Consider the following 26,988-nt stretch of genomic DNA (forward strand, 5'->3'; position numbering starts at 1 on the left):
ACAGCATGGTTGGAAGGCTTTCCGGCAAACGCATCTTCATAACAGGCGCGGCTCAGGGTATCGGCCTTGCTCTTGCCAAGGCATTTCTTCGTGAAAACGCCGCCTTGTTCCTGATTGATCGCGACGCCGATCTGCTCGAACGCGAGGCGCGCGCACTTCAAGATGGCGGGGGCAAGCTCGGCTGGATGGCGGCGGACATTACGGATGCGAACGCGATTGAAGCGGCTGTAGAAAAAGCGGCAGGCGAGATCGGTCGGATCAACGCACTCGTCAACAATGCCGGGGTCAACGTGTTTGCCGAGCCGCTGGAAACCAGCGACGAGGAATGGCAGCGCTGCTTCGATATCAATCTCAAGGGGGCGTGGTATTGTTGCAGGGCGACGCTTCCGGGCATGATAAAAGCGGGCGGTGGCGTGGTGCTGAACATCGCCTCGACGCATGCGTTCACGATTATCCCGCATACGTTTCCCTATCCGCTGGCAAAGCATGCGCTTATGGGCATGACCAAGTCGCTTGGCATCGAATATGCGTCCAGAAATATACGGGTGAATGCGCTGGCGCCCGGATATGTCGCGACCCGGAAGGTCATCGATTATTGGAACAGCTTCCCCGATCCCGTGGCGGCGGAGGCGGAAACCATGAAGCTCCATCCTGGAGGTCGTATTGCCACTCCGGACGAAATCGCAATGGCAGCCGTCTTCATGATCTCCGATGAATGCCCTTTCATGAACGCGACATGCCTGACTATCGACGGCGGCCTCAGCGTCCAGCAACATCCTGTTTGAATGCTGCCGGGGTCGCCGAAGAGCGGTTAAGACGACGGGTTGCCGCATAAGGCAACGACGCACAAGCGCCACTCCTCTGCGGCAGCCCGTTCATCGCACCTCTACACCATAGGCGGGACGGGGCCGGTAACGGTAATCGCCGCGCCCGTCGCCGCGGTCACGCCACTCCCTGTGCTGACGCCATTGACGGCGGTCATAGTCACGGTATTGGCGATCGCGGTCATAAGATCGGTAATAGACGCCGCTCGAGTAATATCCGCCCGTCCGGTATCCACCGTCATCCACGCATCCACTCAGAATGCCCACAGAGACCAGGCAGATTGCGGCGCTCAAAAGCTTCATTGTTTTATCTCCCAAAAAGCTAGCGTTAACGTGAAATCACGCTTGCAGTTCCATTCCGGAGATGTTGACGCGTGTGTCATTAACCCGGGCTGAACGGGGACCCAAGCTGTTTCCAATGCTGCTCGCCCCAGGTGAGCTCCGGCCTTCGCACCCAAACCAAATACCTGTTCACGTATCCACGATTGAAACGTCCCGCCGGCGATCCATTTCGGAACCTCAGCGATGTGCGGGCATTTACACGAGGCAAACACAAAGCAAAGGGAGGCCCAAATGGATTGGAATCGTGTCGAAGGCAACTGGAAGCAGATGAAGGGCAAGGTCAAGGAGCAGTGGGGCAAACTCACCGACGACGATCTTGACGTCATCAACGGCAAGCGCGAGCAGCTCGAAGGCAAGCTCCAGGAGCGTTACGGTTACGAAAAGGACCGGACCAGGAAGGACGTTGACGACTGGTATGGTCGTCAAAGCTGGTAGCCACAAGACCCCGCTTCGGCGGGGTTTTTCTTATCCGGGTTTACCGGTCGTGAAACTTTTTCAGTCGCTGCGAGTTTGATCTGCAGAGCAATCAGCTCGCACCTGTCACCAGAATATAATCAACCGCTACGCGGAGGACTCGTCGTCCTTTCGGAGGAGATACCGTATGAACTCTATCATTTATCTAGTCGGGCTCGTCGTAATCGTCTTGTTCATTCTCTCATTCCTGGGGTTGCGCTGATGGTTGATTCAATCGGTACTGAAACCAATCGCAGCTATGTCGATTGGCCTGCGATTTTTGCTGGCGCATTTATTGCGTCCGGCGCCATGGCGGTCCTCACCGCATTTGCTGGTGGATTGGGGCTGAGTTCAATCTCGTTGGACGATGGCGAAGTCAGCACAATCTGGCTGATCATAACCGCCCTGTTCGTTATCATCTCCATGGTCGGTTCTTACATGCTGGGCGGTTACATCACCGGCCGGATGCGCCGTCCTGCCGGGCAGGCAGATCGAAACGAACTGACTGTTCGTGATGGCCTCAATGGTCTGGTGGTCTGGGGAATTGGAACGGTCGTCTCCGCGTTTCTGGCCCTGGGCGTGCTGTCCGGCGGTGCAAAAGCCGTGGGAAGCGTGGCGCAAACCGCCATTGAAGCAACCGGTTCGGCCGTGGGTGGCGCAGTCCAAGGCGCCGGTCAGGTCGCCGGTGGGCTGATTTCGGGGGTCGGCAGTGCGGCGGGCGGCATCGCGCAAGGTGCGGGTCAGGCAGCGGCGCCCAGCATCGAGCAGATGCTTCCGCAGGGCCTGAAGACCAATCCGATCGACTACTTCACCGACACCCTGTTGCGAACGGACACACAGACGACCCAGCCGCAGGGTGAACAGGGCGCTGGCGATTTCCAACGTCAGATCAGCGGCCTTCTCGGTAACCTGCTGGCGACCGGCGAGATTTCCGATGCAGACAAAACCTGGCTCACCAATCAGATCGCGGCTCGCACCGGCATCAGCCAGACCGATGCGCAGGCACGGGTGAACCAGACCGTTGAACGCGTTCAGGCCGTGCGAACGGAAGCACAGAAGAAGGTCGACGAAGCTCAAAAGCAGATCGATGACTTGAAGGCTCAGGCTCAGAAGGCACTGGACGACGCCAAGACAAAGGCCGCTGATGCAGCTGAAAAGGCGCGAGTTGCAGGGATCCTGACGGCATTCCTGCTGGCGGCTTCTGCCATTGTGTCATCTGCTGCGGCCTATATCGGTGCCGTTCATGGTGGCCGACATCGGGATGAAGGCCGGATTTGGGGTGGGCTTGCCTACCGGAAATGATCGGTTTCGTATACTAGACAAGAGCCTCCATCCTGACGGGTTGGAGGCTCTTCCATTTACAGTTCGTCTGATGACACCCACCTGTTCCGGCCTGTCTGCTTGGCGTTTAGAAGCGCAGCGTCCGCGCGTTCCAACACGCTGCTCACGGTCCCCGCACCCGGTGACGTTGCAATGCCGATCGATATGGTGATGGGGTCAAGCAGGCGACCGCGGTAGGTGAAAGGTGCGCGCTCGACGGCGTACCGCAGTTTCTCCGCAAGCCTGATGGCATCTTCAATGCCCGCAGCCGGCATGAGCACGGTGAATTCCTCGCCGCCGAAACGGAACAGTTCTCCTAGACCACCGATGGCTTCCGAAAGGACTTGGGCGACATATTGCATCACCGCATCTCCGGCGTCATGGCCAAAGCGGTCGTTGAAGCGCTTGAAATGGTCTATGTCGAGCATCAGGCAGGCTAGGTTTTGGGTTGGCTTCCCAATATGCCTGTTCAGCTCCTCATCAAGAGACCGGCGGTTGAGGAGACCGGTCAGGGCGTCCTGTTTTGCCATGCCGACCAGTCGCTGCCGAAGCTGGAGATTTGCGACGGCAAGGCCGACATTCTCGGCGAGAAGTTCCAGATAGAGTCGCTCCGTCTCCAGCGTCTCGTTACCCTGCGGAATTTCAAGATACAGCAGGCCGACGGTGTCACCCAATGCCGTGAGCGGTATACACAGGCCGGTTCCGATATTCCCCTTGATATGATGGCAGGCGACGTCGTCTCCATCAGGGTTACTGGCATGGGGACGCCCGCGCCGGAGCGCCCAGCAATCGTCGATCGAAAACTCCGGCTCGGAAAACGAAGGATTGGACCATTGCCCCGTCGATTGGAGAACCGAACTGTGCTCCTTGATGACAAGCAGGCGGCCGGCAATGGTGGGGAAAATCTGCGGCATGAATTTCGAAACGACGTCGGACAATTCATCCTGATTCTGACATGCCTGGATCCGATGCATCATTTGCAGGATCAGGTCCTTTATGCGCTGGTTCTTGCGGTGCTCCGCGTCGAGCCGGTCCCGCTCAAGCCCGTTGCTGCGGAAGATGCGGATGGCCTGGTTCATGTCTCCAATTTCGTCACGACGTCCTTCGTCGGGCACATCGATACTGTAGTCCTGTCTGGCAAGGCGCGTAACGATATTGCTCATCCGGATAAGCGGCGCGGCAACACGTCTGGTAAGGACGAAGTAAAGCACGGCCACAAACATCAGGGCGGTGAGTGCAAGCATCGCCTTGGCGATCGATCCATAGAAATCGCTCCGGCTTTTGGCCTGGTCAACCGTTGCCTGTGAGCGGACCGCGATACCTTCTCTCAAGGTCGCGACCGTGTTCATGAGACCCGTATGCAGCCGATAATGCTCATCGCCAAACAGGATCTGCTGTGCGTCGTTCTGGCGGCCGGATCGATAGAGGTTGATGGCCTCACGCTCCATCTTGTCCAGTGCGTCAGCGCTCTTGCGTATCTCCTGAAATGATCCTGCCTCTTTCGGCGAAACACCGAGCGCGGAGAGTTTATCCAGCGTGTTTTCGAGGTGCCTTTCCTGATCTTCGTCGACGTAGAATTTCGCCAGATGCTGCTCGTCGCCCCGCATGACGTAAAGACGCGCCTCTTCGGTGCGCTCATCCGCAACGAGTGCCAGTTCCTCGGCAAGATCATTCAACTGGAGGTGATCCTGGATGGCCACTCGCTCTTGAGAAGCGCTTCTGGCTGACAGAATGAATGTGGTCGCCGACACCGTCGTGAGTACGAGGGTCACGGCATAGGCCAGGTTCGTGATGGTGCTAAGTCGCATGATGGCGCCGTCTGCTTGCCGCAAGCCATGACAACCGGGCGCGGCGGGTCCAATATCAGAGTCTGCTTATTTTAGGGCATCTCGTCAAAACGGGAAGTTAACATACTGCCGATCATCGTTATGATCGGTTGTGCCGCGGGCTATGTCTGATCCCCTTGGCGATGTGTCGTGGAAGGAGCGTCTCGATCACGTCAGCATAACGCCCGCCGCCACCATTACAGCGTCTCGGTAGCGAGCACGAAGTTGACGTTTTGGAACCTTCTCAGCGGCCTTGCGTAACTGCAAAAGAAAATTTCACGACCCATCACAAAGCCGTGAAACCTTTCACGTCATCCTTCGTTAAGCGACCATGATCGACAATGAATCAAGACCGAAACCGGTCGTTGGTGCCGACGAAACTGGTACCGAAACCGCATCCGTCAAGGATGCTCCTGATACCGATGATCCTCTCCCGCCAGAGGAGATGGAACCTGCTTCGGGCTTGACGCCCGAGGAAGCGGAGGAAGCGCGCAGGAAATATCTGCTGAAGCGCTTCTGGATCAGCGCGCGAGGTTTCTGGAGCCGCCGCGGCGATGGGTTGGCATGGCCGTTCTCGCTCGGGCTTTTGGCCATGATCGGCATCAATGTCGCCTTCCAATATGGCATCAACGTCTGGAATCGCGGAATTTTTGACGCAATCGAGAAACGCGACGCTTCGACGGTCTATTTTTTCGCATCCATCTTTCCGCCCATCGTTTTGGGCAGTGTGTTCATCGTCACATCCCAGGTGTATGTCAGGATGCGTATTCAGCGGCGCTGGCGTTCCTGGCTGACAAAGGCGCTCGTGGGAAGATGGATTGCGAACGGTCGCTATTATCAGCTCAACCTGATTGATGGCGACCACCAAAATCCGGAAGCGAGGCTCTCGGAGGATATGCGGATCGCCACCGAGGCGCCGGTCGATTTTGTCTCGGGTGTCATCGCTGCCTTTGTGTCTGCTTCCACCTTCATCGTTGTTTTGTGGACGATTGGCGGGGCGCTAACGCTGTCGATCGGCGGTGTTTGGATCACGGTTCCCGGCTTCCTTGTGGTTGCAGCCGTCATCTATGCGATCATCACCTCCAGTTCCATAGCCTTCATTGCCCGAAACTTCGTCAAGGTTTCCGAAGTCAAGAACCAGGTCGAAGCGGAATTCCGCTACACGCTCACGCGCGTCAGGGAAAATGGTGAGAGCATCGCCCTGCTTGGCGGTGAAGAAGAGGAACGGAGTGATCTCGACAAGAGGTTCGCCAATGTGCGCGGGCAGTGGCGTCTTCTGGCGCAGCAATATATGCGCACCACGGTTGTCTCCAATGGTTCGATGTTGATTGCGCCCGTCGTACCGCTTCTGCTCTGTGCGCCCAAGTTTCTCGATGGCAGCATGTCGCTCGGCGAGGTCATGCAAGCGGCTTCCGCTTTCACCATTGTCCAGTCCGCATTTGGCTGGCTGGTCGATAACTATCCGCGCCTGGCAGACTGGAACGCCTGCGCCCGACGTGTCGCCTCGCTGATGATGTCGCTTGATGGCCTTGAACGGGCCGAAAAAAGCGACACTCTCGGCCGCATCGTGCGCGGTGAAACCGAAGGCGAGACCATGCTCAGTCTCAAGGATGTTTCCGTGTCCCTGGGCGATGGAACCGCCGTCGTCAAAGAGACGGATGTGGAAATCGGCGCGGGCGAGCGCGTATTGGTATCAGGGGAATCCGGTTCGGGCAAAAGCACGCTGGTGCGTGCCATTTCCGGCCTCTGGCCCTGGGGCGGTGGCAGCGTGAATTTCCGCGCCGGCAGTCAGCTGTTCATGCTGCCGCAGCGGCCATACATTCCAGCCGGCACGCTGCGCCGCGCGGTCTCTTATCCGCAACCGGCGGAAAGCTGGACGGCGGAAGAGATCGGCGTCGCTCTCGACAAGGTCGGTCTCGGCCAACTCAAGGACAAGATCGAAGACGAGGCGCCCTGGGACCAGACATTGTCAGGCGGTGAAAAACAACGGCTAACCTTCGCACGTCTGCTGCTCAACGCCCCCGATATCATCGTCATGGACGAAGCGACGGCCGCTCTGGATGAGAAAAGTCAGGACAAGATGATGCAGACTGTCATCGACGAACTACCGGATGCCACGATCATCAGCGTGGCGCATCGTGCCGAACTGGAAGCATTTCACAGCCGGAAGATCACACTGGAGCGCCGGGAAGGTGGCGCAAAGCTTGTCAGTGATATCGAGCTTATCCCGCGCAAGGCCAGAAAGGGGTCTATGCTTCGGCGCATAGTCAAGCGGCGGTGACGGGTACATCTGATGGCCCCGCTACGCAGTTTTACTGGAAATGCGCTAGATCAGCAGATAGCTGGCTTCGGAAATACGTTGAACAACGGCTTGCCCAGCAAGGATGATGAAGTCGCCTTCAAAGGGTTGGTCAGGCCGCAGGAGGTGTTTGTCGATCGTCAGCAGGAAATGCGATGAGTGCGGTTCGCCTGGCGATATGGAAATGTAAGACCAGCGATGCCAGGCGAATGGCATTGCGGCGAGGGTCATGCCCAGCAATCCTTTGAGGCGCATAGACCATGTTTTCGATGATTTGGCGTGGCGCGCAACATCGGCATCGTCGACAATTTGCGGGCGGTTCCAGGCCGTCTGGCCATGGTTGATCTTCCATGCGTCGGGGTCGTCATTTGCCAGATCGATTGTCGATTTCACCGGCTCGGCGATCAGCGCGACGTTCGGACTGAGCAGGCGTGGAACGAAAGAAAACGGCAGGCTACGGATTTCGCGCAAGGGCGCGTTGACGCGGATCACCTGCGCCAGACACCGCCAGTCGAAGCCCTGATGGGACGTATGGTGCGCGGGCACCCGGTCCAGCCGATATAACCCTGCCCAAAAAGTCTCTTTCAGGTTGCCGGATTGCCGGTTGTAGCCCATGAGGGCCGAACCCCAGTTCTTGATCCATACTGCTGGCCCGACTTCGACCGGCACCGTCACCAGGAAAATCCGGGGGCGAACGATCGCGCAGACATGCTCGATGACACGGACGGTGCGGTTGAGGTGGATATGTTCGAGCGTTTCCAGCGCGATGACGATGTCGGCCTCGATCGTTTCGTAAAGGCGCTCGTCGGTGGCGTCGCCGACGATGAAACGACAGTTTTCGTATTTGCTGTAACAATTGCGCGCGGCCTCGATGAAGGTCGGATCGTAGTCGATGCCCACATAGTCAACGTCGAATTTCTCCAGAATATGCCCGACCGCAGTTCCAGGCCCGCAGCCGATATCCAGTATTCTGACCTTCCGATTACCGACATCCTTCTGCACCGTTTCGAGGACCTCAAGTAGCTTTCGATAGCGGCCCGCATGCAGAAAGCGCGTCAGCCAGTTGAAGTTCTGCGTTTTTTCGTAAGTCGTCGCGAACGTACCCATCCAATCCGCCTCCATGAATCTTAGATGATCTCGTCTCGCGCTTCCTGCCGTCGTAAAGATCGTGCGCGACCCGGCGTTGTATTTGCGAAGTCTGGCACGGTGCGCGCGACCTGCAACTCGACCAAAAGGCTTAAGGCGGGAGTGGGGATACTCACCCTGCCTCCTCTTAAAGGCAGATGTCGACGTGGTGGACGGTGAATCGGCCAGTTCTGACCTGCCGTCCTCTCCCTTTTGGTATGCTGCCGACCCGCAGGGCGTCGTTATACCTTCTATGGAGGCGCCAGCCGGGGCCTGAACCGCTGGGAGATGTGGTGGATGGTAGACAAGAGAGCCTTGATCATCGGCGTCACCGGACAGGACGGCGCTTATCTGAGTGAATTGCTGCTTGCCAAGGGATATATCGTTCACGGCCTGAAAAGGCGGTCTTCCTCCTTCAATACCGGCCGGATCGATCATCTTTATCAAGATCCCTTCGAGGAAGACCTTCGCTTTCGTCTGCACTTCGGTGACCTGACGGATGCCACGAACCTGTGCCGGGTCATTCAAGAGGTCCAGCCCGACGAGATTTATAATCTCGGCGCCCAGAGCCATGTCCAGGTCAGCTTCGAGACGCCGGAATATACGGCAAATGCGGATGCGCTTGGTACGCTGAGACTGCTGGAAGCCATGCGCATTTTGAACTTGGGCGATCGTTGCCGGTTCTACCAGGCGTCCACATCGGAGCTGTTCGGGGGGATGGGCACCGTTGCTCAGCACGAGGGTACGCCGTTCTATCCGAGAAGCCCCTATGCTGCGGCAAAGCTCTACGCCTACTGGATGACGGTCAATTACCGGGAAAGTTACGGCTTTCACGCATCGAACGGCATTCTCTTCAACCATGAGAGCCCCATTCGCGGGGAGACATTCGTGACGCGGAAAATCACGCGCGGCGTTGCGGCCATCGAACGCGGTCTCATGGGCAAGCTGCGTCTTGGCAATCTCGATGCAAAGAGGGACTGGGGGCATGCGCGCGATTATGTCGACGGCATGTGGCGCATCGTGCAGCAGGAAATACCCGAGGACTATGTGCTCGCGACCGGCGAGGCACATACGGTGCGGGAATTCGTCGAGCTTGCTTTCGGCGTGGTTGGCAGGAGCATCGAGTGGCACGGCGATGGCCGTGACGAAGTGGGATACGATGCCAAAACCGGAAATACGATCATCGAAATCGATCCGAGATATTTTCGTCCGGCAGAAGTGGATTTTCTTCTCGGTGACTCCAGCAAGGCACGCAGAAAACTAAACTGGAGCCATTCAACGTCCTTTAACGACCTTGTTCATGAAATGGTCGAAGCGGATCTTCGCCTCGTGATGCTGGAAGAGGGAAGAAATGAATTCGTCGCATAAATCGAAAGACATCGCGTTCAGCTTGAAGGGCAAGCGCGTCTGGGTTGCCGGCCATACGGGAATGGTCGGCTCGGCACTTGTGCGACGGCTGCAGCGTGAGAATTGCAAAATCCTCACAGTCTCGCGCAGCGAGCTTGACCTGACCCGACAATATGAGACGGAGCAATGGATGGCGGCGGCAAGGCCGGAGGTTATTTTTGTCGCCGCCGCCAAGGTCGGAGGCATCGCCTCAAATGCAGCCTATCCGGCCGACTTTCTTTACACCAACACCCTCATTTCGATGAACATCATGAAATCGGCTGCCGATATCGGTGTCGAAAAGCTTCTCTGGATGGGATCGAGCTGCATCTATCCGAAATTCGCGGCACAACCCATCACGGAAAATGCCCTTCTAACAGGTCCGCTGGAGCCGACCAACGAGGCCTACGCGATTGCCAAGATCGCGTCGCTCAAGCTTTCCCAGTTTTATGCCAGTCAGTACGGCCTGAATTGCATCTCCGTCATGCCGACCAACATCTACGGCCTGAATGACAATTTCGATCCGCAAAGCTCGCACGTCATTCCCGCGATGATCAGGCGAATGCATGAAGCGAAAATCAGCGGTCAGAACAAGGTTGTCCTATGGGGTACGGGCAGTCCTCTGCGTGAATTTCTCCATGTGGACGATCTGGCGGATGCCTGCTGTTTCCTAATGAAATCATCGGCGCATTTCCCGCTGCTCAATATCGGCTCGGGACGGGAGATATCCATCCGCAATCTCGCCCATCTGATTGCAGGCATCGTCGGCTATGACGGGCAGATCGTTTTCGACACCAGCAAGCCTGATGGCGCTCCCAGAAAGCTGCTCGACTGCTCGCGGCTAAACGCGCTTGGCTGGACCTCGACGGTGGAACTCAGATACGGAATTCAGGATTTGTATGAGTGGTGGCGGCAGCCGAAGTCGCTGCAACCGGATATGGTACGACAAGCCGTGTAATAGGTCCTCATGTGGCATGCAGGCGCTATTGCTGGAGACGGGTCCGCGTCCTTGCTGATGCCGGTTCCACCCGCAGGAATTGAGCCCAGCCTGCGTTCGTCTGCGGAGATTGCGCAAGATGAGATCGTCAAATTCCCGGACATCATGGATTTTCCCTGTCGTGCTTGTGCTCGCATTGTCAGGTTTGCCATTGTCGGGTTTCGCATTTTCGGGTGTCGTGGCGCAACCGGCGGTGCAGGGAGGGCAAGAGCCAGGCAGTCAGCCTGATCCACGCCAGTTCGGTTTCCCGATACCCGTTCCGGAACCACGATTGCCTGTTGATGCGGATGCCTTCAATCCGCCTTGGACAGAGGTCGGCGGCGAGGGGCCGGCAATCGCGGAGATTTCGAGAACGGCGGGCGCTGGCGAGGTTGTGTCGATGACCGGCGTCGATCTCGATGGACGAACGGGTTTTCAAATCTTTTCGCAAGCCCCCGGCGCCACGCAGGGCGTGGTGACGGCGGTCGCACCGCTGACGGCTGATGCGACGGCGGTGACGCTGCTGTTGCCAACGACGCTTGCCTCATGGTCCACCTACCTGGTCAGGCCCCAGCGGGGTGATGTCTATGGACGCAGCTTTGCGATCAATCGCACCGAAAGCTGGTGGATCGGGCCTGATGCCGCAGCGCCGGGAGCGGTCGTCTCGGTCTATGGCCGCAACCTTTCGCGGTTCAATGGGACCAGCCAGTCTTATCTCTATATCAAGCCAGCCGGTGCCGTCGGCTGGTATGTTCCGGCAATCTCCGTCAACCCCTTCAAGGTCGATTTCAAGGTGCCGGCTCTGCCTCCGGGCAAGTATGAAGTGTGGGCTCACAATACCCATGGCGGCCGCTTCGGCTGGAGCGGTCCGCTTGCACTTGACGTCCTGTCACAATCACCATGGGCGGCGCAGGATAAAAAGCGCATCGACGCCCGCCAGTTCGGTGCAACGGGCGATGGCATGACCGACGATACCGCCGCGATTTTGCGCGCAATCGACGCTGCGGCTGCAACAGCGCCATCGGTTTTGTATTTCCCCGCCGGCATCTATCTCGTGACAAAGCCTCTCACTGCGCCCGGCAATGTGGCATGGATCGGGCAAGGGGCTGACAACACGGAAATCAGGCTCAACCGCAGGATTGATCAGAGCATGGTTGTCGTTGATGGTGACGACACCCGGCTCGAGAAACTGACCCTCAATGCCAACCGCAACATTGCCGGTAAACCTCTTCTTGCTTTGCGCAATACCAAAAACACCCGTCTGGATTCCGTGCGCATCGACGCCTGGGGCGTGCCGGCCTTCGATGCGCAGGACACGGAAGGGCTTTTTGTCCATGCGTCCGAGCTGATCGAAAACGGATCCTTCTACGGCGCGAGCCGGCAGGTGTTTTTCTCCGATAATCGTTTCCGAATGACGGGCTACGGCGAGTCCGTCGTCGCCCTGTGGGGTGGGCGCGATTTTGCCATGACCGGCAACGAGCTGACGAACGCGGATGAAAGGCGCGACGACGGCCATGGCATCGGACGTTTTTTTGTTGGCCAGGCGCATTTCGGCAGCATGCGAAACCTCTATTTCGAGAAAAACATCTCAAGAAATGCCGCGCCTCACGACTGCACCAAGGTCGATTGCAATAAGGGCGAACAAATCTGTTTCGAGATCGTCGGGAGCAAGCTTAAAAATGATTTCGTCGGCGCTTCGTCGACCGCGGTTACCTTCAGCTCCCTGTCGGATTTAGGAGACGCAGTGCCGGGCGGGCGCGATCTCGTTATCGTGGGCGGACGCGGTGCCGGACAGCACCGTCACATCGCGTCGACGGATGGTTCTGCCGTTCTGCTCGAACAAGCCTGGAATGTCGTTCCCGATCGAACCAGCCGGTTTGCTCTGGCGGCGACCGCATCGCAGGCCGTCATATACGATAATACGTTCGAGGGCAGGGGAAGCTATGCCGAGCATGATTCCGATTCCACCGCCGTTCTCCTCTACGGCAATGTCTACGACGTGGTGGTCGACAGCAACCGCATTTCCCGGATGCGACACGGCATGATGACGGTTGCGCTGGACTCAACGCGGGGCCTTAGCCCGTATTTCCTGCAATATTCCAACAACAGCGTGACCCGCAGCAACAGCGGCCTCTATGTCGGCACGACATTCGCGGATACCGGCGTTGCCGGCATCTGGGGTGGTCTGGGAAATATTTATCGCAGGAACAGGTTCACCGATATCGCCTATATCGGCGTCGAATATGAAACCTGGAACCATCCCGGTGCCGACTATAATGGGACTGTCTTCGATGGAAACACCTTCACCAATGTCCGCTACGGCTTCGTTGATGCCTACAAACTCATGTGGACGCATGACGGCAGCTTCAAGGCCGGACCGGCCGAACGCTCACGGCGGATCAATACGGTGCTCTATGACAATCATTTTACCCGAGGACCGCCAGGGCCGGTCCAAAGTTCGGGTTTCGTGACGATGCATCCGGAGAATAGCTGGGCAAATGTCGGCTCGACATGGAGCGGTTTTGCAACAGGAAACGTGGGGCCAACGGCCAACACCGTTAAATCGTCGTCCAATGCTGCAAGGCCAACATCTTATTAAACGGGTCTATTCCCGGAAAAATTGGGGCAAATTACCCCTAATGACGTATCTGCGGTGAATTGACCTGTTGCCGGAAAGTGACGACTATGGCTCGATACATCGAGGTCATGCGATACCATGGGCCATTCAGATTGAGGCTCGGAGGTTTCCATTGCAGGCGAGGGACCCGACGGATCGTTCGTTACTCCATGAGTGGCGAGCGATCTGTGGTTCGTTCGGTTCAGCTGATATTCTTGCAAATCTCAATCAGAAGCCGTCGATGCGGCAGGATTTGCGCGGCGTTGGCGACGGTTAGTGCGAGATGCAAATAGGCTCGCCCGGTTCAACGAGCGAGCCCTCCCGGTTACCAGGTGAGCCCGGTGACCGGCGACCCACCAAAGTATCAGGGGGCGGCGGGTACCTCTAGAAAACGCTTTTATCGTGTCGATTCAATTTGGCTATAAGCGGTAGGATGCCCATCCATGCATATGCTGTCTGACAAATTTCGCGCTTTTGGTAACGACAAAACGATAAAGGCGTTAGAGTTTGATAAAACTCATCTAGCCGGTCCATTTTTTGCCGTCAAATTGAGCCAGGTCCGGACGTCGCTTGCCGTGATCCAGATCTGTCCATCGAATGCAAACATTCCCTTCTCGATTTTGGATGCCCCTATCATTGCAAACACGTCGGCGAATTGCGCCAGACGTTGCGCATCGCATTGCGGTGGGGACTGAATGTCGTTCAGGGCATCCTGCGTCACATGGACGGGCTGCAGCCCTCTTTCTCCGTTCACGATGATGACGGCGTCCTGCCTGACCATGTGATAACCAACCGGAATGATCGCAGATTCCATCTCCGCCTCCCAGACACTTGTGCCGATTGCTTCTGCTCTCTGGAGGAAATCGGGAGCCTACCGATCGGAACGCCGGCAAACCCTTTTTAGTTAACGCTTCCTGCGACGAGCGCTGCCGAAACCGGGTCTTTGCCGGATACCGACAGGCGGACGCGGACGACGTCTCCCGCCCGAACTTGCGTATGCTCGTCGGCCGCTATTTCGCTATGGGCGCCTGCGACCTGACGCACGATGAAGAACTTGGTTTCGATCATGTCCTCGAGGCTGGAAACCCGCCGCGCCGTCGAGCCGATCTCGGCCATGGATTGAAGGCTGAAGGCCAGTTTTTTCTTCAGGCGCATGATGTCGAGGGACGTCTCCCGCAGTTCGGTCGCAGCATCATTGTGCCTTTTGCTTTTCAACTCCAGAATACGACGCTCCACCTCGCTCTTGTTTTGCTGCGCGCGTGCCAGGAACGATGTCGATTCCAGCACCTGCTGGTTCATGGATAGCAGTTCGCGCTTGCGCTCTCGGAGGGCGGATTCGGAGGCTGCACCGCGCGTGACAAGTTCCTTCGACGCGTTGACATCCATGTCGAGCAATTCGAGTTGCTGGTTGCGCATGACGTTGCTTTTCTCAAGCGTGTCTATTTCCTGAATGAAGTTCTGCCGCTGGACTTCGAGGTTGGTCTTTTCGTCCTGCTGCGCCGACAGGCGAAGGCGAAACAGACCTGTTTCAGATGCGACGATCTTCTCCAAGGCGGCGCGATCCCGGACAAGTCCGATGTCGTCGCCCTTATAGTTGAATTCGGTGTCGTTTAGTTCCGCTTCCAGCCGAACACGCCGGATGTCCTGCGACAGCAGTTGCATCGACATGTCTTCATATTCTTGCTGGGCCGCGATCAGCTGTATGCCCGAGGTATCCCTCTGCGCATTCGACTCGCGCAATCCCCCGCCGAGTGCGAAGAGTTCAAGCACGATCATGCCGGGACGGTATTCATATTTTCCCGGCTTCTGGACGTCGCCGACAACGAAGATCGGAGCATATTCCTTGACCGCGACGGCGACGGAGCGGTTTGCCACATGGCTTGCCAGGTCGCGGCTGATCTGCGCACCGATTTCGTTCACCGTCTGATCGACCACGTTGACGTTGCCAAGAAGCGGATAACCGATCGTTCCATCCGCACTGACAGGAAAGAGGCCGGTCAGGCCCGGATCGCCGTAGACGGAGATCGTCAAGACGTCGCCGGTCGCGACCTTGTAGTTGGTTCCATCTGCAGCGGCCGGTAGCTGGCAGACGGCCAAAGACAGAAAGGTCGTACTGGCGATCATCAGGGAAAAGCCGTTGGGCCTTGTCACGAAGCGCATGTCTCACCTCTCACTATGGACGACAGCCGGTGGGCGCACCGTGGGCGCGCGTTTCTGCGGCTTGAAATGAGTATTCCAGTTCCGGAAAATGCTCGGCCAGACTGGAGTTCGACGCGTTCTTTGACGCCGTATGCCGTTGAGGACGATGCCGGTGATCGGCCGGCCCGCCACCCGCAGCTTGATGACGGCGTTTTTCATAGCCGTGCCATCGGCGGCATCCTGCCGGACCACGAAAGAGACGGCGTCCGACAAAGTGGCGATCCGCAACAGGTCGAGGTCATGCGCAACGGATGGGGCATCGATCAGTACCAGTTCATATCGCTGCCTCGCCTCTGCAATCAGGCCGGCGAAGCGCTTGCTTCCAAGAAGAAGATTTGGCGGCAGGTCGCTTTTCTCGGCGATGATGATGTCAACCCCGGAATCCTGATCGTGCTGGATGATGTCATCCAGCGACACCTCACGGTTGACCGCCTGGGCGACATGCGACGCCGATCCAACATTGAATTCCGATCCGAGAGCCGGATTCCGCAGATTGGCATCGATCAGCAGCAGCTTCACGCCGCTCATCGCAAGCGATCTGGCAAGGTTGGCAATCACGAACGTCTTGCCTTCGCCATCGGCCGAAGAGGTGAAGGCGATCACCTTGGCCTTGCTCTCCGCCAACTGGATGTAGGTCTGAAGGTCGGCAAACGCGCTGTAGAAATCCGCCGCGCCGCTGCTGAATTTCCCGGGCTTGTTCTCAAACTCCCCAAAGGAAATGCGTGGGATGCGCCCGATGACGTTAAGTCCGGTTTTCTGCTGGAGAGACGTGATGGAGCCAACGGAGCGGTCGGTAAAATTCAGGATGAAAGCCGCCGCCAAACCGGTGCTGCAACCGAGAAGAAGCGCAGCCAAGGCCCACAAACCCGCATCAGGGCTGGTCGGCTTGCGGGACGGCATGGCGCTCGATATGATCCGTGCCTCGGCAGTGGCGATACCGTCCTGTTCGATCGTCTGCTTGTAGCGTGCCAGATATGTCTCGTAGATCGAGCGGTTCGCTGCCGCTTCCCGGTCAAGTTGCCCGGATTGAACCATTGCCATATCCGTCGTGGAAACGGCGCGTTGCACGTCGTTAAGGCTGGCTTCGACCTCCTGCCGCTGTTTTTCGGTGACCTCGATCTCATTGCGCAAGGCGGAGATGATCTGCGCTATTTCTGAATCGATCTGCTTGTTGAGTGAACTGAGCTGGGAGGATAATTGCGGACGCTCCGGGCTCATCACGGCGCCGCTTTCGTCGATCTGCGCGATGGCTCGAATGACCCTTGCCTGCTCGGCCCTTAAAAGCTGGATCGTTGGTGAGGCCAGAACTTCGGTTATCCCGAGCCCATTGCCGCTTTTTTGCAGTTCAAGCGCTGTCGCCAGGCGCGCGCGCGACCCTACCAGCTTGGCCTGTAGCGTTGTCAGCTCGACATTCAGACTTGCAAGACGCTGCGATTGCAGGGGAAGGCCGCCAGTGTCTATCAACCCGGATTTTTCGCGAAATTGCGAGGCCTGGCGTTCGGACTCCTCGAGTTCTGTCCGCAGACTGACGAGCCGCTCCCCGAGCCATGTGCTGACACGCCGGGTTGCCGTCGTCTGGAGGTCGATCTGATAGTCGATATAGGCTTCCCCAAAAGCGTTGGCGACTTTCGCGGCAAGCGCCGGATCGCCGGCATAATAGGAAATGTAAATGGTATACGACCGGCCATCATTCATCACACGAACGTTGGTCATGAGGGTATCGATCATTTTCGATGTCTCGGCGTCGTTGCCAAGCACGATCGCGTCGGTGTTCGCCGGGTCGGATTTGGCTTGCCGCCCTTCGAGCAGGCGATCTTTCTGCAGAATGACGAGAACCCGTTCGGCCATGGACCTCGAGCCGATGATATCGAGTTCGGTTCGCAGCACCGGGCTTTCCTGCGGCAGCGGCGAGACAACCGATTCGGTGGGGAGTGCCTGAAGCTTGCGGACGTCAAGCGCAAGCGTCGCTTCGGCCTTGTATCGGATCGGGGTTCGCGCGTAGCCGATTGCCGCGATTGTGAAACTGGCGAGAAAGCAGATGAAGACGGCTTTGCGCCGCTCCCGCAGGATGGATATGAAGCGGGAAATACCTTCCTGTTCACTCGCAGATGATGAAGACTGGATCATGACTGTTCCTGCTCTCAGCGGCGCGTTCGGTAGCGGTCGGTGAATGGTGCGGGCTTAACGCCCTTACGCCATGTCACCGATCTTGCAGGCAACTTCCGTGCGGTTGGTTGCCCCAAGCTTCTTCATGATATTGCGGATATGGACCTTGATGGTGCTTTCGCAGAGGTTCAGTTCCAGAGCGATATCCTTGTTCGCCTTGCCGCACCGCAGGGCCTCCGCGATAGCCGATTGACGGCTTGTAAATTTCATCGGCGGTGTGGTCGCATGTGCCGTCAGGCCGAACAGGCTTTTCATGTTCATGACGCTGCTTGCCGGTATGAAACGGCCGCCCGCAATTGCAAGGCTGATCGCCTGAACGCAGACATCGACGCTGACGGAACTCGATATATAGCCGCGCACGCCAAGAGCGATCGTATCGAGGATGGTATTGATATCCTGATCGTCGGAGAGCACGACGACGGCGGCTGGCGACACGGCAGCGACAATCTCTGCTAGCTCGCGGTTCGTCTCTGCCGACGGCGCGGGCAAGGCACTGACCAGAACTGCCGCAGGCATGCCGATTTCCGCGCGTGCCTGTTGCCATTCGCCGAGATTGGAGAAGGTCAGAATGCGCCTGTCCGCATATTGATAGTTGAGACTATGGGCAAGGCATTCCCGCTCCAGCATGCGACGATCGATGATGCCGATGTAGCCGGCCGTATTCGTTTCGGCCTGCGGATGCGGTGCGCCTTCCGACGGGTTCTCGGAGATGTGGTTCTGGATCATGACGAAAATGCCCCCTGTATTATTTTTGGTTTCTTTTAATTCCAGGAAAACGTCGATTTCTTATCTGTCAGGCGAAGGTCAGCTTTCTGACGGTAAAGGCTTCCGCAAAACGTGTAGGCGCACGGCATTCCATTCCCCGCAGCCGCGCCAGACCCCGAAAGGTATCCGCGTCGAACCAGTCCTTGGATCTCTGTGTTCCGAAGTGCTGCAACAGTAGCTCGACCTTCATGTTCATCGCGTCTTCGCTCAACGGCACATAGGCATTTCGCCTGCTGAAATCGCCGTCCCATTTGGGGATTTCGTATTCCAAAATCAGGTGATTTCTAAAGATGTTGGATGTGAGCTTGTTGATTTCGCGGTGATCCTGATGCGCATCCTCACGACTATGCGTGAAGATGATGTCGGGGCTGACTTTGTCGCGCAATGTCAGCAACCACGACTTGATCTCGCGGCTCTGCGCGGGAAAGTAGCTGTCCTGAAATGAGGCAAGCTCAATGGAATAGGATGCCGCTTTTGCCAGAAAAGCCTCGGCGGAACTGCGTGCCTCCAGCGCGCGTTCGTTGCCGGCGCTGAGAACGCACCAATAGACATCCAGCAGCACGCCTTTTGAAAGCAGGCTGAGGACCGTGCCTCCGACGCCAATCTCGATATCGTCGGAGTGAGCTCCAAGACAAAGGATAGACAGGCGATCACCGGCGGAGGCAAGGGACATGTTTTTCATGGCAGCAGCTTTGGTTCTGACGATCTGCGTGCCATTGACGCATCGTCTCCAATCCATGGCATGTCACCACGCTCGACCATCGCTTCCAACGTCTGCCAGTCGCGCAGCGTATCCATTGAGCGCCAGAAGCCCTCATGTTTGTAGGCCATCAGTTTGTCTTCGGCTATCAACCGGGAAAACGGTTCCAGCACGAGTTCTTCGCCCTCGCGCATGTACTCGAAAATTTCCGGTCGCATCAGGAAATAGCCGCCGTTGATCCACATATCCGATGTTTCCGATGATCGAAATTCCCGGACCCTTCCGTTCTCGTCGATCTCCGCCAGGTGGTAGGTGAGGGGTGGTCTGACAGCCAGGAAGCAGGCGAGCTTGTCGCTCTTTTCGAACTGGGCAATCATGTCGTCGAGATCGACGTCGGTCAGGCCGTCGCTATAATTGGCGAGGAACATTTTCTCGCCTTTGAGATGATGACGCACAGCCCAGAGACGCTCGCCTATATTGCGCCATATCCCGGTATCGATCAGGGATACGCGCCAATCCCTCGGCAGTTCCTCGAGCAACTCCACACGTCCGGGGCTTGATATGACGCAATCGGCATAGCTTTCCGGCCGGCTGTTCAGGAAGAACTCTTTTATGACATGCGCCTTGTAGCCGAGGCAGAGGATGAAGTCCTCATGCCCGAAACGGGCGTAATATTGCATGACATGCCGCATGATCGGTTGAGACCCGAGCGGGATCAGCGGTTTCGGGACGCTTTCGGAATATTCCCTGATGCGCGTACCCCTGCCGCCGCAGAACAAGACGACCTTCATTGTACCAACTCCTTCGGATCAATGATGGATATGTCGGGAATTGGAACGATGAATTTCCCGCCCCAGTTTCTGATGTCGTTCATTTGTGCAACGATCTCATGCTTCAGGTTCCAGGGGAGAATGAGAACGTAGTCCGGCTTCATGCGCTCTATTTCGCTGACGGGCCGGATCGGAATATGCATTCCCGGCGTGAGGCGGCCGTGTTTGTAAGGATTGCGGTCGACTGCAAAATCGATGAAATCCGTGCCGATGCCGCAATAATTCAGCAGCGTATTGCCTTTTCCCGGTGCGCCATAAGCGCAGATCGATTTGCGCATCTCCTTGAGGCGGATGAGGAAAGACAGGAGGTTTCGCTTGGTCTGGCGCACGGCTTCGGAGAAGGCGGTATAGGTCTCGATCTGGTCGAGCCTGGCGCCGCGCTCCCGTGCGAGGAGATTGTCCACGCGGGCTTCACGCGAAAACTTGCTGTCTTCGTGTGAGAAAAACACTCGCAGCGAACCGCCATGTGTGGGGATCTCTTCGACATCGAAAACCTTGAGCCCATGACGGCGGGCCATTTTTTCGATGGTCAGCAACGAGAAGTAGGAAAAGTGTTCGTGATAGATTGTGTCGAACTGGTTTTCCTCGATGAGCTTTTCGATATGCGGGAATTCAAGTGTGATGACGCCATCCGGCTTGAGCAGCGCTTTCATGCCAGCAACGAAATCGTTGATATCAGGCACCTGGGCGAGGACATTATTACCGATGATGAGATCGGCTTTTTGTCCCCTGGCCGCCATATTGGTTGCTAGAGCCTCGTTGAAAAATTCCGTCAGTGTCGGAATGCCTTTCCCGATCGCCACCTTTGCGACGTTGACCGCCGGTTCAATTCCGAGCATCGGGATGTTGCTAGCAAGGAAATGCTGCAGCAGGTAACCGTCGTTGCTGGCAAGCTCGACAACGAAACTTGACTGGCCAAGCGAAAAGCGCTCGATGACCATGTCGCAATACCGTTTTGCGTGTGCGACCCAACTGTCCGAGAACGAGGAAAAGTAAGCGTATTCCGTGAAAATGTTCTCTGGCGCAACATACTCCTGAAGCTGGACCAGGAAGCATTCGTCGCAAACGAATGCATGCAGCGGATAAAATGGCTCGACGTCGTTGGCTGCATCGGCTGCCACGAAGCTTTCGCAGGGTGGAGACATGCCAAGATCGACGAAGGTATGCACCAATGGCGCGCTGCAAAGGCGGCAAAGCCCCACGTGTTGCGTAGAGCTCAACCTTGCGGAAAAAACTGCCTCATTATTCATCGGACGCCCCTGATTTCATCGCAGTGTCTTTGAGTGAATTTGAGAAAATTCTTTTATTAACTGGAAAAAATACTATGGATCGGGGTGAGTGACGATACTGCATTCGGCACGAAAACGTCATCCATAAGCCGTAGGTTGATATGAGTATTCGCTAAAATGCGCCTCCAGCTGCTGGCTTTGGCGACCGAAAGGGTGACTTATTTGACAACCCGCCTTCAAGCTATGGTTCTGCCTATGGATGTATTCCTTCGCCGCTAAAAATGGCGGGGAATTCTTGCCTGTGAGGGGTTGCTTCAGGAGCGCCGAATGCTGTTTGAGAAGACGAAAATCGAAGGGCTTTGGGTCGTTAAGACGGTGCCTGTCCGGGATAGTCGCGGCTCTTTTGCGAGAACGTTCTGCAAGCGTGAATTTGAGACCAAAGGGCTGGTGTCTGATTTCGCGCAGCACAGCCTTTCCCTGTCAAAACTGAAACACACCGTGCGAGGCCTGCATTTCCAGCGACCTCCGCATCAGGAGACAAAGCTGGTTTCCTGCGTCAAAGGGGCAATATGGGATGTCGCCGTCGATCTGCGTCGCGACTCGCCGACCTATCTGCAATGGGTTGGGACGATATTGTCGGCCGACAATGGCGCGCAGTTCTATATTCCCGAGGGTTTTGCGCACGGTTTCCAGTCGCTCAGTGACGACGTTGCCGTGTCCTATTTGATTTCGGTGCCCTATGCGCAAGAAAGTGCCGCGGGGATCCGCCATGACGAGCCCGCAATCAGTGTAGAATGGCCCGCGCCACCTTCCGTCATGTCGGAAAAAGACTTGGGTTGGCCGGCTTGGCATTGAAGTTCTAACGCGTCAGGAAACCGAGGTTCGAGACAAGGCCCGCTTCAAGCAGCTTGCCGGCAGCGCTCGCAATATCGACAAATGGCATTTTCGACCTTTCGGCGATATCAAGCAGCGAGTTGTTTCCATCGGCGAGGTTGAGGATCCATAGATAGGCCATGGTGCGGCCATCATTGGTCTTATGGCCGCCGATCGCAGGGAAAAGCCCGTATTTTCCGAGCTGTGGTTCACCCTTGGGCTTGAGGTTCAACGGCGTCCAATTGTCTTCGAGAGCATCGATCATGTCCATGATCATCCAGAAGGATGAGTAGAGGTGTTCGGGCCGGATGAAGTCGAGATTGTCGGCCGAGGTGTGATATTCGGGAAAGGTTCCGAAAGCGCTTCTTTGCAGCAGTCCGACCGGTAGATTGAAGCCCGGCGAACAGAATTGGCGCTCATCATAGCCGTAGGGACTGAAGTCGGCGATCTCAAGATGTTTTTTGTCCTCACCGCAGCGCGTGCAGGCAGCGATCCGGTCGATCAGCGCATCTCCCCTGCGGCTGCGCTTGTAGTTCGGTCCGCCCCCGTCGCCAATGCATGAAACCACAAGACCGTGTGCGATGTTCGAGATATCTTCTTCGTTCTGCGCAAGCCATGACAGGGAGCCGATCGTTCCGGGTGCGAAGACGAACCTGTAGCTGTAATATGTGGATCGGCTTTTCAGACCGGCCGCAAGACACGTCAGCACTGCAAGGCCGGAACAATTGTCGTTTGCGAGCGATGGATGACAGATATGCGCGAAGAGAAGCACTTCCTTAGTACTTCGTCCGACATGCAGATATTCTCCGTAAAACAGATTGCCTGACGTCTTTTCGGTGTCGATGACGACTTCATAGTCGCCGTCCTCGAGCTTGAGGAACGCATGATGCGTCATGCAAAAGCCCCAGGCATCCGTGTAATAGGCTGTTTTGTACGGAATGAGATCGGGTTGTGTCGGCAAGGTATAGATATGTGCCTGCAGTTCAGCCAGTGGCATGACGCGACGTTGAGGGATGCTGTAGTTCATGAGATGCAGGTTCGAGCTCTGAAAGTCGATGACCTTGCGTCCCGCTGCGTTCTTCACATAGGCGTCCCGGACGATCCATTCCTGCGGCACCGTCCAGTCGAAAACCCGCGTTCCGCTCGGGATGGCGCGCTGCTCGATATCGATATAGTCTTTAAGGATCGCGATCGTGTCGCGCACACCTTTACCGGTGATGCTGCGACAGATCGGAAAGAGGCGGGAGGCCAGATCATGAATGGTCTGGCCGATACCTGCCTCTCGCCACGCATCGCCTGTCAGCGTGGCGCCAGGCTCCATCTTGCCCATCCGAGCCTCCGTTCAAGCCGATGTCGCAATATCGGCACTGTAGCGTGGCGCGGCCATGGGGCGACGCAGGTTGAGGTCGATATCCTTGTCACCGATCAGCTTCTGGAGTTGGCCGATCCGCTGATAGTGCGGTCCCTCGAATTCCGCCATCGTCAGGCCGGCGCTCTTATAGGCCCTATAGAGTTGCTCGGCACCGGCTGCCGCCGTCCATGTCGGTTTGAATGCCGGAAGCGCACGGGCGATCTTGCCGAAATCGACGCGGTAGGAACGGGTATCGGGGCTCGCGTCGCTCGCATATTGCAGCCGGCATCCGGGCACGGTGAGGGCGACGATTTCGGCGATCTCCCTGATCTGATAGTTGTGCGCGTCCTGCCCGACGTTGAAAGCCTGATTGTGGACGACATCGGTCGGCGCTTCGAGCGCGGCCAGAAAAGCGCGCGAAATATCCTCGATGTGAACGATTGGACGCCATGGCGATCCGTCGGATTTCAGGAGGATCAGTCCCTCCGTCACCGCCCAGGCTGTCAGGTTGTTGAGGACGATATCGAAACGCAGCATCGGCGAAAGGCCATATGCCGTCGCCGGACGCATATAGACCGGTGAGAAGCCGGGGCTGGCGAGACTTGCGATCTCGCGCTCCGCCAATACCTTGGATGTGCCATAGGCCGATACCGGCTTCAGCTCTGCCGTTTCGTTGACCAGTCCCTCGCCAGCGGCACCGTAGTTGCTGCATGAGGAGGCGAAGATGAAACGCTTGACGCCTGCCTGCTTGGCCGCCTGCGCTGCCCGAACGCTGCCGCGATAGTTGATCTCATAGGTGATTTCCGGATTGAGATTGCTCAGCGGATCGTTTGACAGCGCCGCAAGATGAATGACGGCGTCGAAACCTTCCATATCCGCAGGCGTAACATCGCGGATGTCCTTGCAGACGCCAGGTACCTGCGGCAAGGGGCCGCCTGGAACATAAGCGCAGCGATGGTAGAATTCAGTGTCATAGCCGTGTACTTCGTGGCCCGCCTTGCGCAGGATGGGGACCATGACGGAGCCGATATATCCGCGATGTCCGGTGACCAGAACGTGCATGAAACTTCCCCTCCAAAATCTATTTTCTATCGCAACGAGCGTATCTTTTCGGGCGAGACCGATGCAGCGGGCAAAGCGGCTGTAGCGATCATGCGAACGGTATAGGTGCCACGGTCGGCTAAGGCTTTCGGATGCTTTCCGGTAATTGCGGCATGCCGGCCATGGCCAGATCATGGCTGGCCTGATGCTGCGCGCCGCCATTAAAACGTCGGAAGACGACCGCGGATGGACGCCCTGTCAGGAATTTTTCGACGCCATGTTCCAGCGCCTTGCGGTAGACCACCAGTGCCTCATCAATGGCGTCAAGCGTTTTGGCTATATCCTCGTCCTGATGTGTGTAGCTGACGACGAGAGACGGTGCGAGAATGCCGCGGCGAATGGTTTCCTGCAGAAAGAGCGAGCGAAAAGCCTGAGACGGCTTTCCAGTCTGGTCGAGCGTGAAGTAGCTGAGGCAGGCGGAATGGCCCTGTATGCCGAAGTAGGCATCAAGCCCATGCGCAATTGCGATCTGGCTGATGGCGGCACGCAGCGCATTTCCCTGGCGGACCAGATGTGGGACCACGGGTTCGCGCGTGTAAACCTTCATGGTTGCGATTGCCGCCGCCATCGCATGCGTTTCCGCACCATGCGTCGTCGAAAGCAGGAAGACGCGGGGGGCATCGGTTTGATCGATGCCGCCTCGTTCCATGAATTCACGTTTGCCGGCAAGGGCGGAAATCGAAAAGCCATTCCCAAGCGCCTTGCCGAAGCAGGAAAGATCGGGGACGATATCGTATGTCTTTTGCCCTCCACCCGCATCCCAGCGGAAGCCGGTGATCATTTCGTCGAGAATGAAAAGCGCACCGTTTTCGTGGCAAAGCTTCTGAAGTTTGTGAAGAAACTGGTCCCGAGGTGGATCACCGCGCGACGGCTCCATGATGAAGGCGGCTATGCGGCCCGGAAAGCGCTCAAACAGACTGCGCGCACTGTTCAGATCATTGTAGCTGAAACCAAGAATCAGTTTCTGGATCGCCTCGGGAATGCCCGCATTCATCTCGGTTGTGCCGATGAACCAGTCGTCGGTGGAGAAAAACGGGTGGTCGCTGCAGCGCGCGATCAGGTCGCGACCGGTAACGGCCCGCGCAAGTCGTATCGCGGCGGATGTCGCATCGGAACCGTTCTTGCAGAATTTGACCATGTCGGCTGTCTGGATCGTATCAAGAAAGGTCGATGCGCACTCCACCTCGATCTTTGACGGCCGCGTGAAATTGCAGCCGCGGTATAGTTCCGCACGTGCCGCCTCTACGACGTCGGCATAGGCATGGCCAAGGCCAACAGCCCGATTGCCCATGCCGTATTCGATATATTCGTTGCCGTCGACATCCCAGACGTGGCAGCCATATCCCTTGTCAATGAAGCCGGGAGACAGAACAGGGTACTGGTCGTCACCCTTTGCATAGGTATGCGCACCGCCCGGTATGATGTTGCGGGAGTGCTGGCGAAGTCGATCCGAGTTTTCGAAATTTTCGACGAAAGTTTGCATGGCGCAATCCCGGGTCCATATGGTCGATGACCTGAGAGTACCGTATCCGGCTCAATGGCCGTTACCCCGTCTTTATGCGTGGAATGCTAGCCGAAAGGCTTAAGAGGGATGCACAAAATTCTTGTGATAATCGCTTCAATACGGTTGCATCGTGCGGGGCCCGACACCCGCAAGCAATTATAAATTTATAACAGGTTCACTGCACACGACACCTGATGCTAGTTTTTGAAGAGATCGGATATTTTAAAGATCACTTCCGTTCTGTTTTTGGCGCCCACCTTCTTCATGATGTTGCGAATATGGACCTTTACGGTGCTTTCGCGAAGGTTGAGTTCATAAGCGATGATCTTGTTCGGCTTGCCTTGCGTCAAGGCGTTGATGACATCGACCTCACGCTGGGTGAACATTTCCGTTCGTTGACGTTCCTTGTCTTCGGCAACCACGAGTAACTGCCTGAGATCGCTGATATTTTCAGCTGATACGAAAGCGCCGCCCGCCAATGCAAGGGAGATGGCGCCGACGCACACTGCCAATCCTATCGACGAGGAGATGTATCCCCGCACCCCCACTTCAAAGGCCCTCATGACCTGACGCAGATCGCGGTTTTCCGCAAGAATGACGACCGGCAGATAAGGGAAATCGGCAATGAACTCCCGTAATTCATGAAGGGATACGTCATCGCAAAAATCGCTGCGACCGACATTGACCAGGATGCCGCTATGATGGCCGTCCGGGGCATGTCTCCAGTCGTCGAGTGATGAAAACAACTCGACTTCCATATCAAGGCCGTATGCGATCAGGCTCTGAGCCAGACACTCACGGTCGAGCGTGCGGTCGTCGATGATCGCCAGTTTTTTGACGGAAGTTTCGGCAGCTTTCGAACGCGCAACCACATGGAAATTCGATGAGAATTGGCTATGCCCGTTGTTGGGAACTGATGTCAGCATGTTATGTCCTATCCGCGCTAAAAAATACTTTGCGGAACTGCCTGGCTTGGCAGAGACGCAACTGAAGTTTCTTTTTACGAGCCGGCACAACTGAGGTTTAGGTGATCCAACCCGAAACGTCGTCATCAACAGGAACTCCGGAAGCGATGTGCTGTTTTGCGGTCTGGATTTTTGTA

Annotated in this window: 22 protein-coding genes; 8 read left to right on the forward strand and 14 right to left on the reverse strand. The window is 56.8% G+C overall.

What is annotated here, in order from left to right:
• The first annotated feature begins 5 nt into the window (after positions 1-5).
• Positions 6-785 (forward strand): SDR family oxidoreductase, encoded by a 780-nt coding sequence (locus tag JZX89_RS22720; protein WP_153516139.1) that lies wholly within the window; start codon positions 6-8, stop codon positions 783-785.
• A 90-nt stretch (positions 786-875) separates the two neighbouring features.
• On the opposite strand, the gene JZX89_RS22725 is transcribed toward JZX89_RS22720, so the two are convergent.
• Positions 876-1,127, reverse strand: a complete 252-nt coding sequence (locus JZX89_RS22725; RefSeq protein WP_153516140.1) for a hypothetical protein — start codon at positions 1,125-1,127, stop codon at positions 876-878.
• Between the two features lie 270 nt (positions 1,128-1,397).
• Between JZX89_RS22725 and JZX89_RS22730 the strand changes: the two genes are divergently transcribed.
• Both JZX89_RS22730 and JZX89_RS22735 read left to right on the forward strand, forming a co-directional pair.
• Positions 1,398-1,601: a CsbD family protein gene (locus tag JZX89_RS22730; protein ID WP_153516141.1), complete on the forward strand. Its 204-nt coding sequence runs from the start codon at positions 1,398-1,400 to the stop codon at positions 1,599-1,601.
• Positions 1,602-1,841: 240 nt separating this feature from the next.
• Positions 1,842-2,921, forward strand: a complete 1,080-nt coding sequence (locus tag JZX89_RS22735) for a hypothetical protein (protein WP_207135418.1) — start codon at positions 1,842-1,844, stop codon at positions 2,919-2,921.
• Between the two features lie 56 nt (positions 2,922-2,977).
• On the opposite strand, the gene JZX89_RS22740 is transcribed toward JZX89_RS22735, so the two are convergent.
• Complete coding sequence (locus tag JZX89_RS22740; protein WP_207135372.1) at positions 2,978-4,747, reverse strand: diguanylate cyclase; 1,770 nt, start codon at positions 4,745-4,747, stop codon at positions 2,978-2,980.
• 349 nt (positions 4,748-5,096) lie between these two features.
• Between JZX89_RS22740 and JZX89_RS22745 the strand changes: the two genes are divergently transcribed.
• The gene (locus tag JZX89_RS22745; protein ID WP_153516143.1) at positions 5,097-7,046 is read left to right on the forward strand and encodes an ABC transporter ATP-binding protein/permease; all 1,950 of its coding nucleotides are present in this window, start codon (positions 5,097-5,099) and stop codon (positions 7,044-7,046) included.
• A gap of 45 nt (positions 7,047-7,091) precedes the next feature.
• Here JZX89_RS22745 and JZX89_RS22750 read toward each other — a convergent pair whose 3' ends face one another.
• The gene (locus JZX89_RS22750; protein ID WP_207135373.1) at positions 7,092-8,171 is read right to left on the reverse strand and encodes a class I SAM-dependent methyltransferase; all 1,080 of its coding nucleotides are present in this window, start codon (positions 8,169-8,171) and stop codon (positions 7,092-7,094) included.
• A gap of 315 nt (positions 8,172-8,486) precedes the next feature.
• On the opposite strand from JZX89_RS22750, the gene gmd reads away from it, so the two are divergent.
• From gmd to JZX89_RS22765, 3 genes are all read left to right on the forward strand, one after another.
• Positions 8,487-9,557, forward strand: a complete 1,071-nt coding sequence (gene gmd, locus JZX89_RS22755; protein ID WP_207135374.1) for a GDP-mannose 4,6-dehydratase — start codon at positions 8,487-8,489, stop codon at positions 9,555-9,557.
• Positions 9,541-10,533: a GDP-L-fucose synthase family protein gene (locus JZX89_RS22760; protein WP_207135375.1), complete on the forward strand. Its 993-nt coding sequence runs from the start codon at positions 9,541-9,543 to the stop codon at positions 10,531-10,533. Before gmd ends, JZX89_RS22760 begins: the two co-directional genes overlap by 17 nt.
• A gap of 118 nt (positions 10,534-10,651) precedes the next feature.
• A complete protein-coding gene (locus tag JZX89_RS22765) occupies positions 10,652-13,150 on the forward strand; it encodes a glycoside hydrolase family 28 protein (protein WP_246746779.1) in 2,499 nt (832 codons plus the stop codon).
• Between the two features lie 535 nt (positions 13,151-13,685).
• On the opposite strand, the gene JZX89_RS22770 is transcribed toward JZX89_RS22765, so the two are convergent.
• From JZX89_RS22770 to JZX89_RS22800, 7 genes are all read right to left on the reverse strand, one after another.
• On the reverse strand, positions 13,686-13,982 hold the full coding sequence (locus JZX89_RS22770) for a hypothetical protein (RefSeq protein WP_207135376.1): 297 nt from the start codon (positions 13,980-13,982) through the stop codon (positions 13,686-13,688).
• 86 nt (positions 13,983-14,068) lie between these two features.
• Positions 14,069-15,328, reverse strand: coding sequence for a polysaccharide biosynthesis/export family protein (locus JZX89_RS22775; protein ID WP_207135377.1), 1,260 nt, complete (start codon positions 15,326-15,328; stop codon positions 14,069-14,071).
• Between the two features lie 3 nt (positions 15,329-15,331).
• Positions 15,332-17,494 (reverse strand): GumC family protein, encoded by a 2,163-nt coding sequence (locus tag JZX89_RS22780; protein WP_207135378.1) that lies wholly within the window; start codon positions 17,492-17,494, stop codon positions 15,332-15,334.
• Between the two features lie 63 nt (positions 17,495-17,557).
• A complete protein-coding gene (locus tag JZX89_RS22785; protein WP_153516150.1) occupies positions 17,558-18,259 on the reverse strand; it encodes a helix-turn-helix transcriptional regulator in 702 nt (233 codons plus the stop codon).
• 67 nt (positions 18,260-18,326) lie between these two features.
• Positions 18,327-18,980 (reverse strand): PIG-L deacetylase family protein, encoded by a 654-nt coding sequence (locus tag JZX89_RS22790; protein ID WP_188356131.1) that lies wholly within the window; start codon positions 18,978-18,980, stop codon positions 18,327-18,329.
• Entirely contained in the window at positions 18,977-19,789 is an 813-nt protein-coding gene (locus JZX89_RS22795; protein ID WP_174375204.1) for a glucose-1-phosphate cytidylyltransferase, read from the reverse strand. Before JZX89_RS22795 ends, JZX89_RS22790 begins: the two co-directional genes overlap by 4 nt.
• Positions 19,786-21,078 (reverse strand): class I SAM-dependent methyltransferase, encoded by a 1,293-nt coding sequence (locus JZX89_RS22800; RefSeq protein ID WP_207135379.1) that lies wholly within the window; start codon positions 21,076-21,078, stop codon positions 19,786-19,788. Before JZX89_RS22800 ends, JZX89_RS22795 begins: the two co-directional genes overlap by 4 nt.
• Positions 21,079-21,384: 306 nt before the next feature.
• Here JZX89_RS22800 and rfbC point away from each other — a divergent pair, with 306 nt between their 5' ends.
• On the forward strand, positions 21,385-21,912 hold the full coding sequence (gene rfbC / locus JZX89_RS22805) for a dTDP-4-dehydrorhamnose 3,5-epimerase (protein ID WP_207135380.1): 528 nt from the start codon (positions 21,385-21,387) through the stop codon (positions 21,910-21,912).
• A gap of 4 nt (positions 21,913-21,916) precedes the next feature.
• Here rfbC and JZX89_RS22810 read toward each other — a convergent pair whose 3' ends face one another.
• The 4 genes from JZX89_RS22810 to JZX89_RS22825 form a co-directional block, all read right to left on the reverse strand.
• The gene (locus JZX89_RS22810; protein WP_207135381.1) at positions 21,917-23,260 is read right to left on the reverse strand and encodes a DUF4910 domain-containing protein; all 1,344 of its coding nucleotides are present in this window, start codon (positions 23,258-23,260) and stop codon (positions 21,917-21,919) included.
• A 12-nt stretch (positions 23,261-23,272) separates the two neighbouring features.
• Positions 23,273-24,343 carry an NAD-dependent epimerase/dehydratase family protein gene (locus tag JZX89_RS22815; RefSeq protein ID WP_207135382.1) on the reverse strand — a complete coding sequence of 357 codons (1,071 nt, stop codon included), beginning with the start codon at positions 24,341-24,343 and terminating at the stop codon, positions 23,273-23,275.
• A gap of 118 nt (positions 24,344-24,461) precedes the next feature.
• A complete protein-coding gene (locus JZX89_RS22820; RefSeq protein WP_207135383.1) occupies positions 24,462-25,865 on the reverse strand; it encodes a glutamate-1-semialdehyde 2,1-aminomutase in 1,404 nt (467 codons plus the stop codon).
• Between the two features lie 218 nt (positions 25,866-26,083).
• The gene (locus JZX89_RS22825; protein WP_246746780.1) at positions 26,084-26,938 is read right to left on the reverse strand and encodes a LuxR C-terminal-related transcriptional regulator; all 855 of its coding nucleotides are present in this window, start codon (positions 26,936-26,938) and stop codon (positions 26,084-26,086) included.
• Positions 26,939-26,988 lie beyond the last annotated feature (50 nt).

This window comes from Agrobacterium burrii, assembly GCF_017313405.1.
Classification (GTDB): Bacteria; Pseudomonadota; Alphaproteobacteria; order Rhizobiales; family Rhizobiaceae; genus Agrobacterium; species Agrobacterium burrii.

Excerpts from the sequence above, each read along its gene's own strand:
- JZX89_RS22720 (WP_153516139.1), top strand. The coding sequence starts at position 6 with ATGGTTGGAAGGCTTTCCGGCAAACGCATCTTCATAACAGGCGCGGCT.
- JZX89_RS22725 (WP_153516140.1), bottom strand. The coding sequence starts at position 1,127 with ATGAAGCTTTTGAGCGCCGCAATCTGCCTGGTCTCTGTGGGCATTCTG.
- JZX89_RS22730 (WP_153516141.1), top strand. The coding sequence starts at position 1,398 with ATGGATTGGAATCGTGTCGAAGGCAACTGGAAGCAGATGAAGGGCAAG.
- JZX89_RS22735 (WP_207135418.1), top strand. The coding sequence starts at position 1,842 with ATGGTTGATTCAATCGGTACTGAAACCAATCGCAGCTATGTCGATTGG.
- JZX89_RS22740 (WP_207135372.1), bottom strand. The coding sequence starts at position 4,747 with ATGCGACTTAGCACCATCACGAACCTGGCCTATGCCGTGACCCTCGTA.
- JZX89_RS22745 (WP_153516143.1), top strand. The coding sequence starts at position 5,097 with ATGATCGACAATGAATCAAGACCGAAACCGGTCGTTGGTGCCGACGAA.
- JZX89_RS22750 (WP_207135373.1), bottom strand. The coding sequence starts at position 8,171 with ATGGGTACGTTCGCGACGACTTACGAAAAAACGCAGAACTTCAACTGG.
- gmd (WP_207135374.1), top strand. The coding sequence starts at position 8,487 with ATGGTAGACAAGAGAGCCTTGATCATCGGCGTCACCGGACAGGACGGC.
- JZX89_RS22760 (WP_207135375.1), top strand. The coding sequence starts at position 9,541 with ATGAATTCGTCGCATAAATCGAAAGACATCGCGTTCAGCTTGAAGGGC.
- JZX89_RS22765 (WP_246746779.1), top strand. The coding sequence starts at position 10,652 with ATGAGATCGTCAAATTCCCGGACATCATGGATTTTCCCTGTCGTGCTT.
- JZX89_RS22770 (WP_207135376.1), bottom strand. The coding sequence starts at position 13,982 with ATGGAATCTGCGATCATTCCGGTTGGTTATCACATGGTCAGGCAGGAC.
- JZX89_RS22775 (WP_207135377.1), bottom strand. The coding sequence starts at position 15,328 with ATGCGCTTCGTGACAAGGCCCAACGGCTTTTCCCTGATGATCGCCAGT.
- JZX89_RS22780 (WP_207135378.1), bottom strand. The coding sequence starts at position 17,494 with ATGATCCAGTCTTCATCATCTGCGAGTGAACAGGAAGGTATTTCCCGC.
- JZX89_RS22785 (WP_153516150.1), bottom strand. The coding sequence starts at position 18,259 with ATGATCCAGAACCACATCTCCGAGAACCCGTCGGAAGGCGCACCGCAT.
- JZX89_RS22790 (WP_188356131.1), bottom strand. The coding sequence starts at position 18,980 with ATGAAAAACATGTCCCTTGCCTCCGCCGGTGATCGCCTGTCTATCCTT.
- JZX89_RS22795 (WP_174375204.1), bottom strand. The coding sequence starts at position 19,789 with ATGAAGGTCGTCTTGTTCTGCGGCGGCAGGGGTACGCGCATCAGGGAA.
- JZX89_RS22800 (WP_207135379.1), bottom strand. The coding sequence starts at position 21,078 with ATGAATAATGAGGCAGTTTTTTCCGCAAGGTTGAGCTCTACGCAACAC.
- rfbC (WP_207135380.1), top strand. The coding sequence starts at position 21,385 with ATGCTGTTTGAGAAGACGAAAATCGAAGGGCTTTGGGTCGTTAAGACG.
- JZX89_RS22810 (WP_207135381.1), bottom strand. The coding sequence starts at position 23,260 with ATGGGCAAGATGGAGCCTGGCGCCACGCTGACAGGCGATGCGTGGCGA.
- JZX89_RS22815 (WP_207135382.1), bottom strand. The coding sequence starts at position 24,343 with ATGCACGTTCTGGTCACCGGACATCGCGGATATATCGGCTCCGTCATG.
- JZX89_RS22820 (WP_207135383.1), bottom strand. The coding sequence starts at position 25,865 with ATGCAAACTTTCGTCGAAAATTTCGAAAACTCGGATCGACTTCGCCAG.
- JZX89_RS22825 (WP_246746780.1), bottom strand. The coding sequence starts at position 26,938 with ATGACGACGTTTCGGGTTGGATCACCTAAACCTCAGTTGTGCCGGCTC.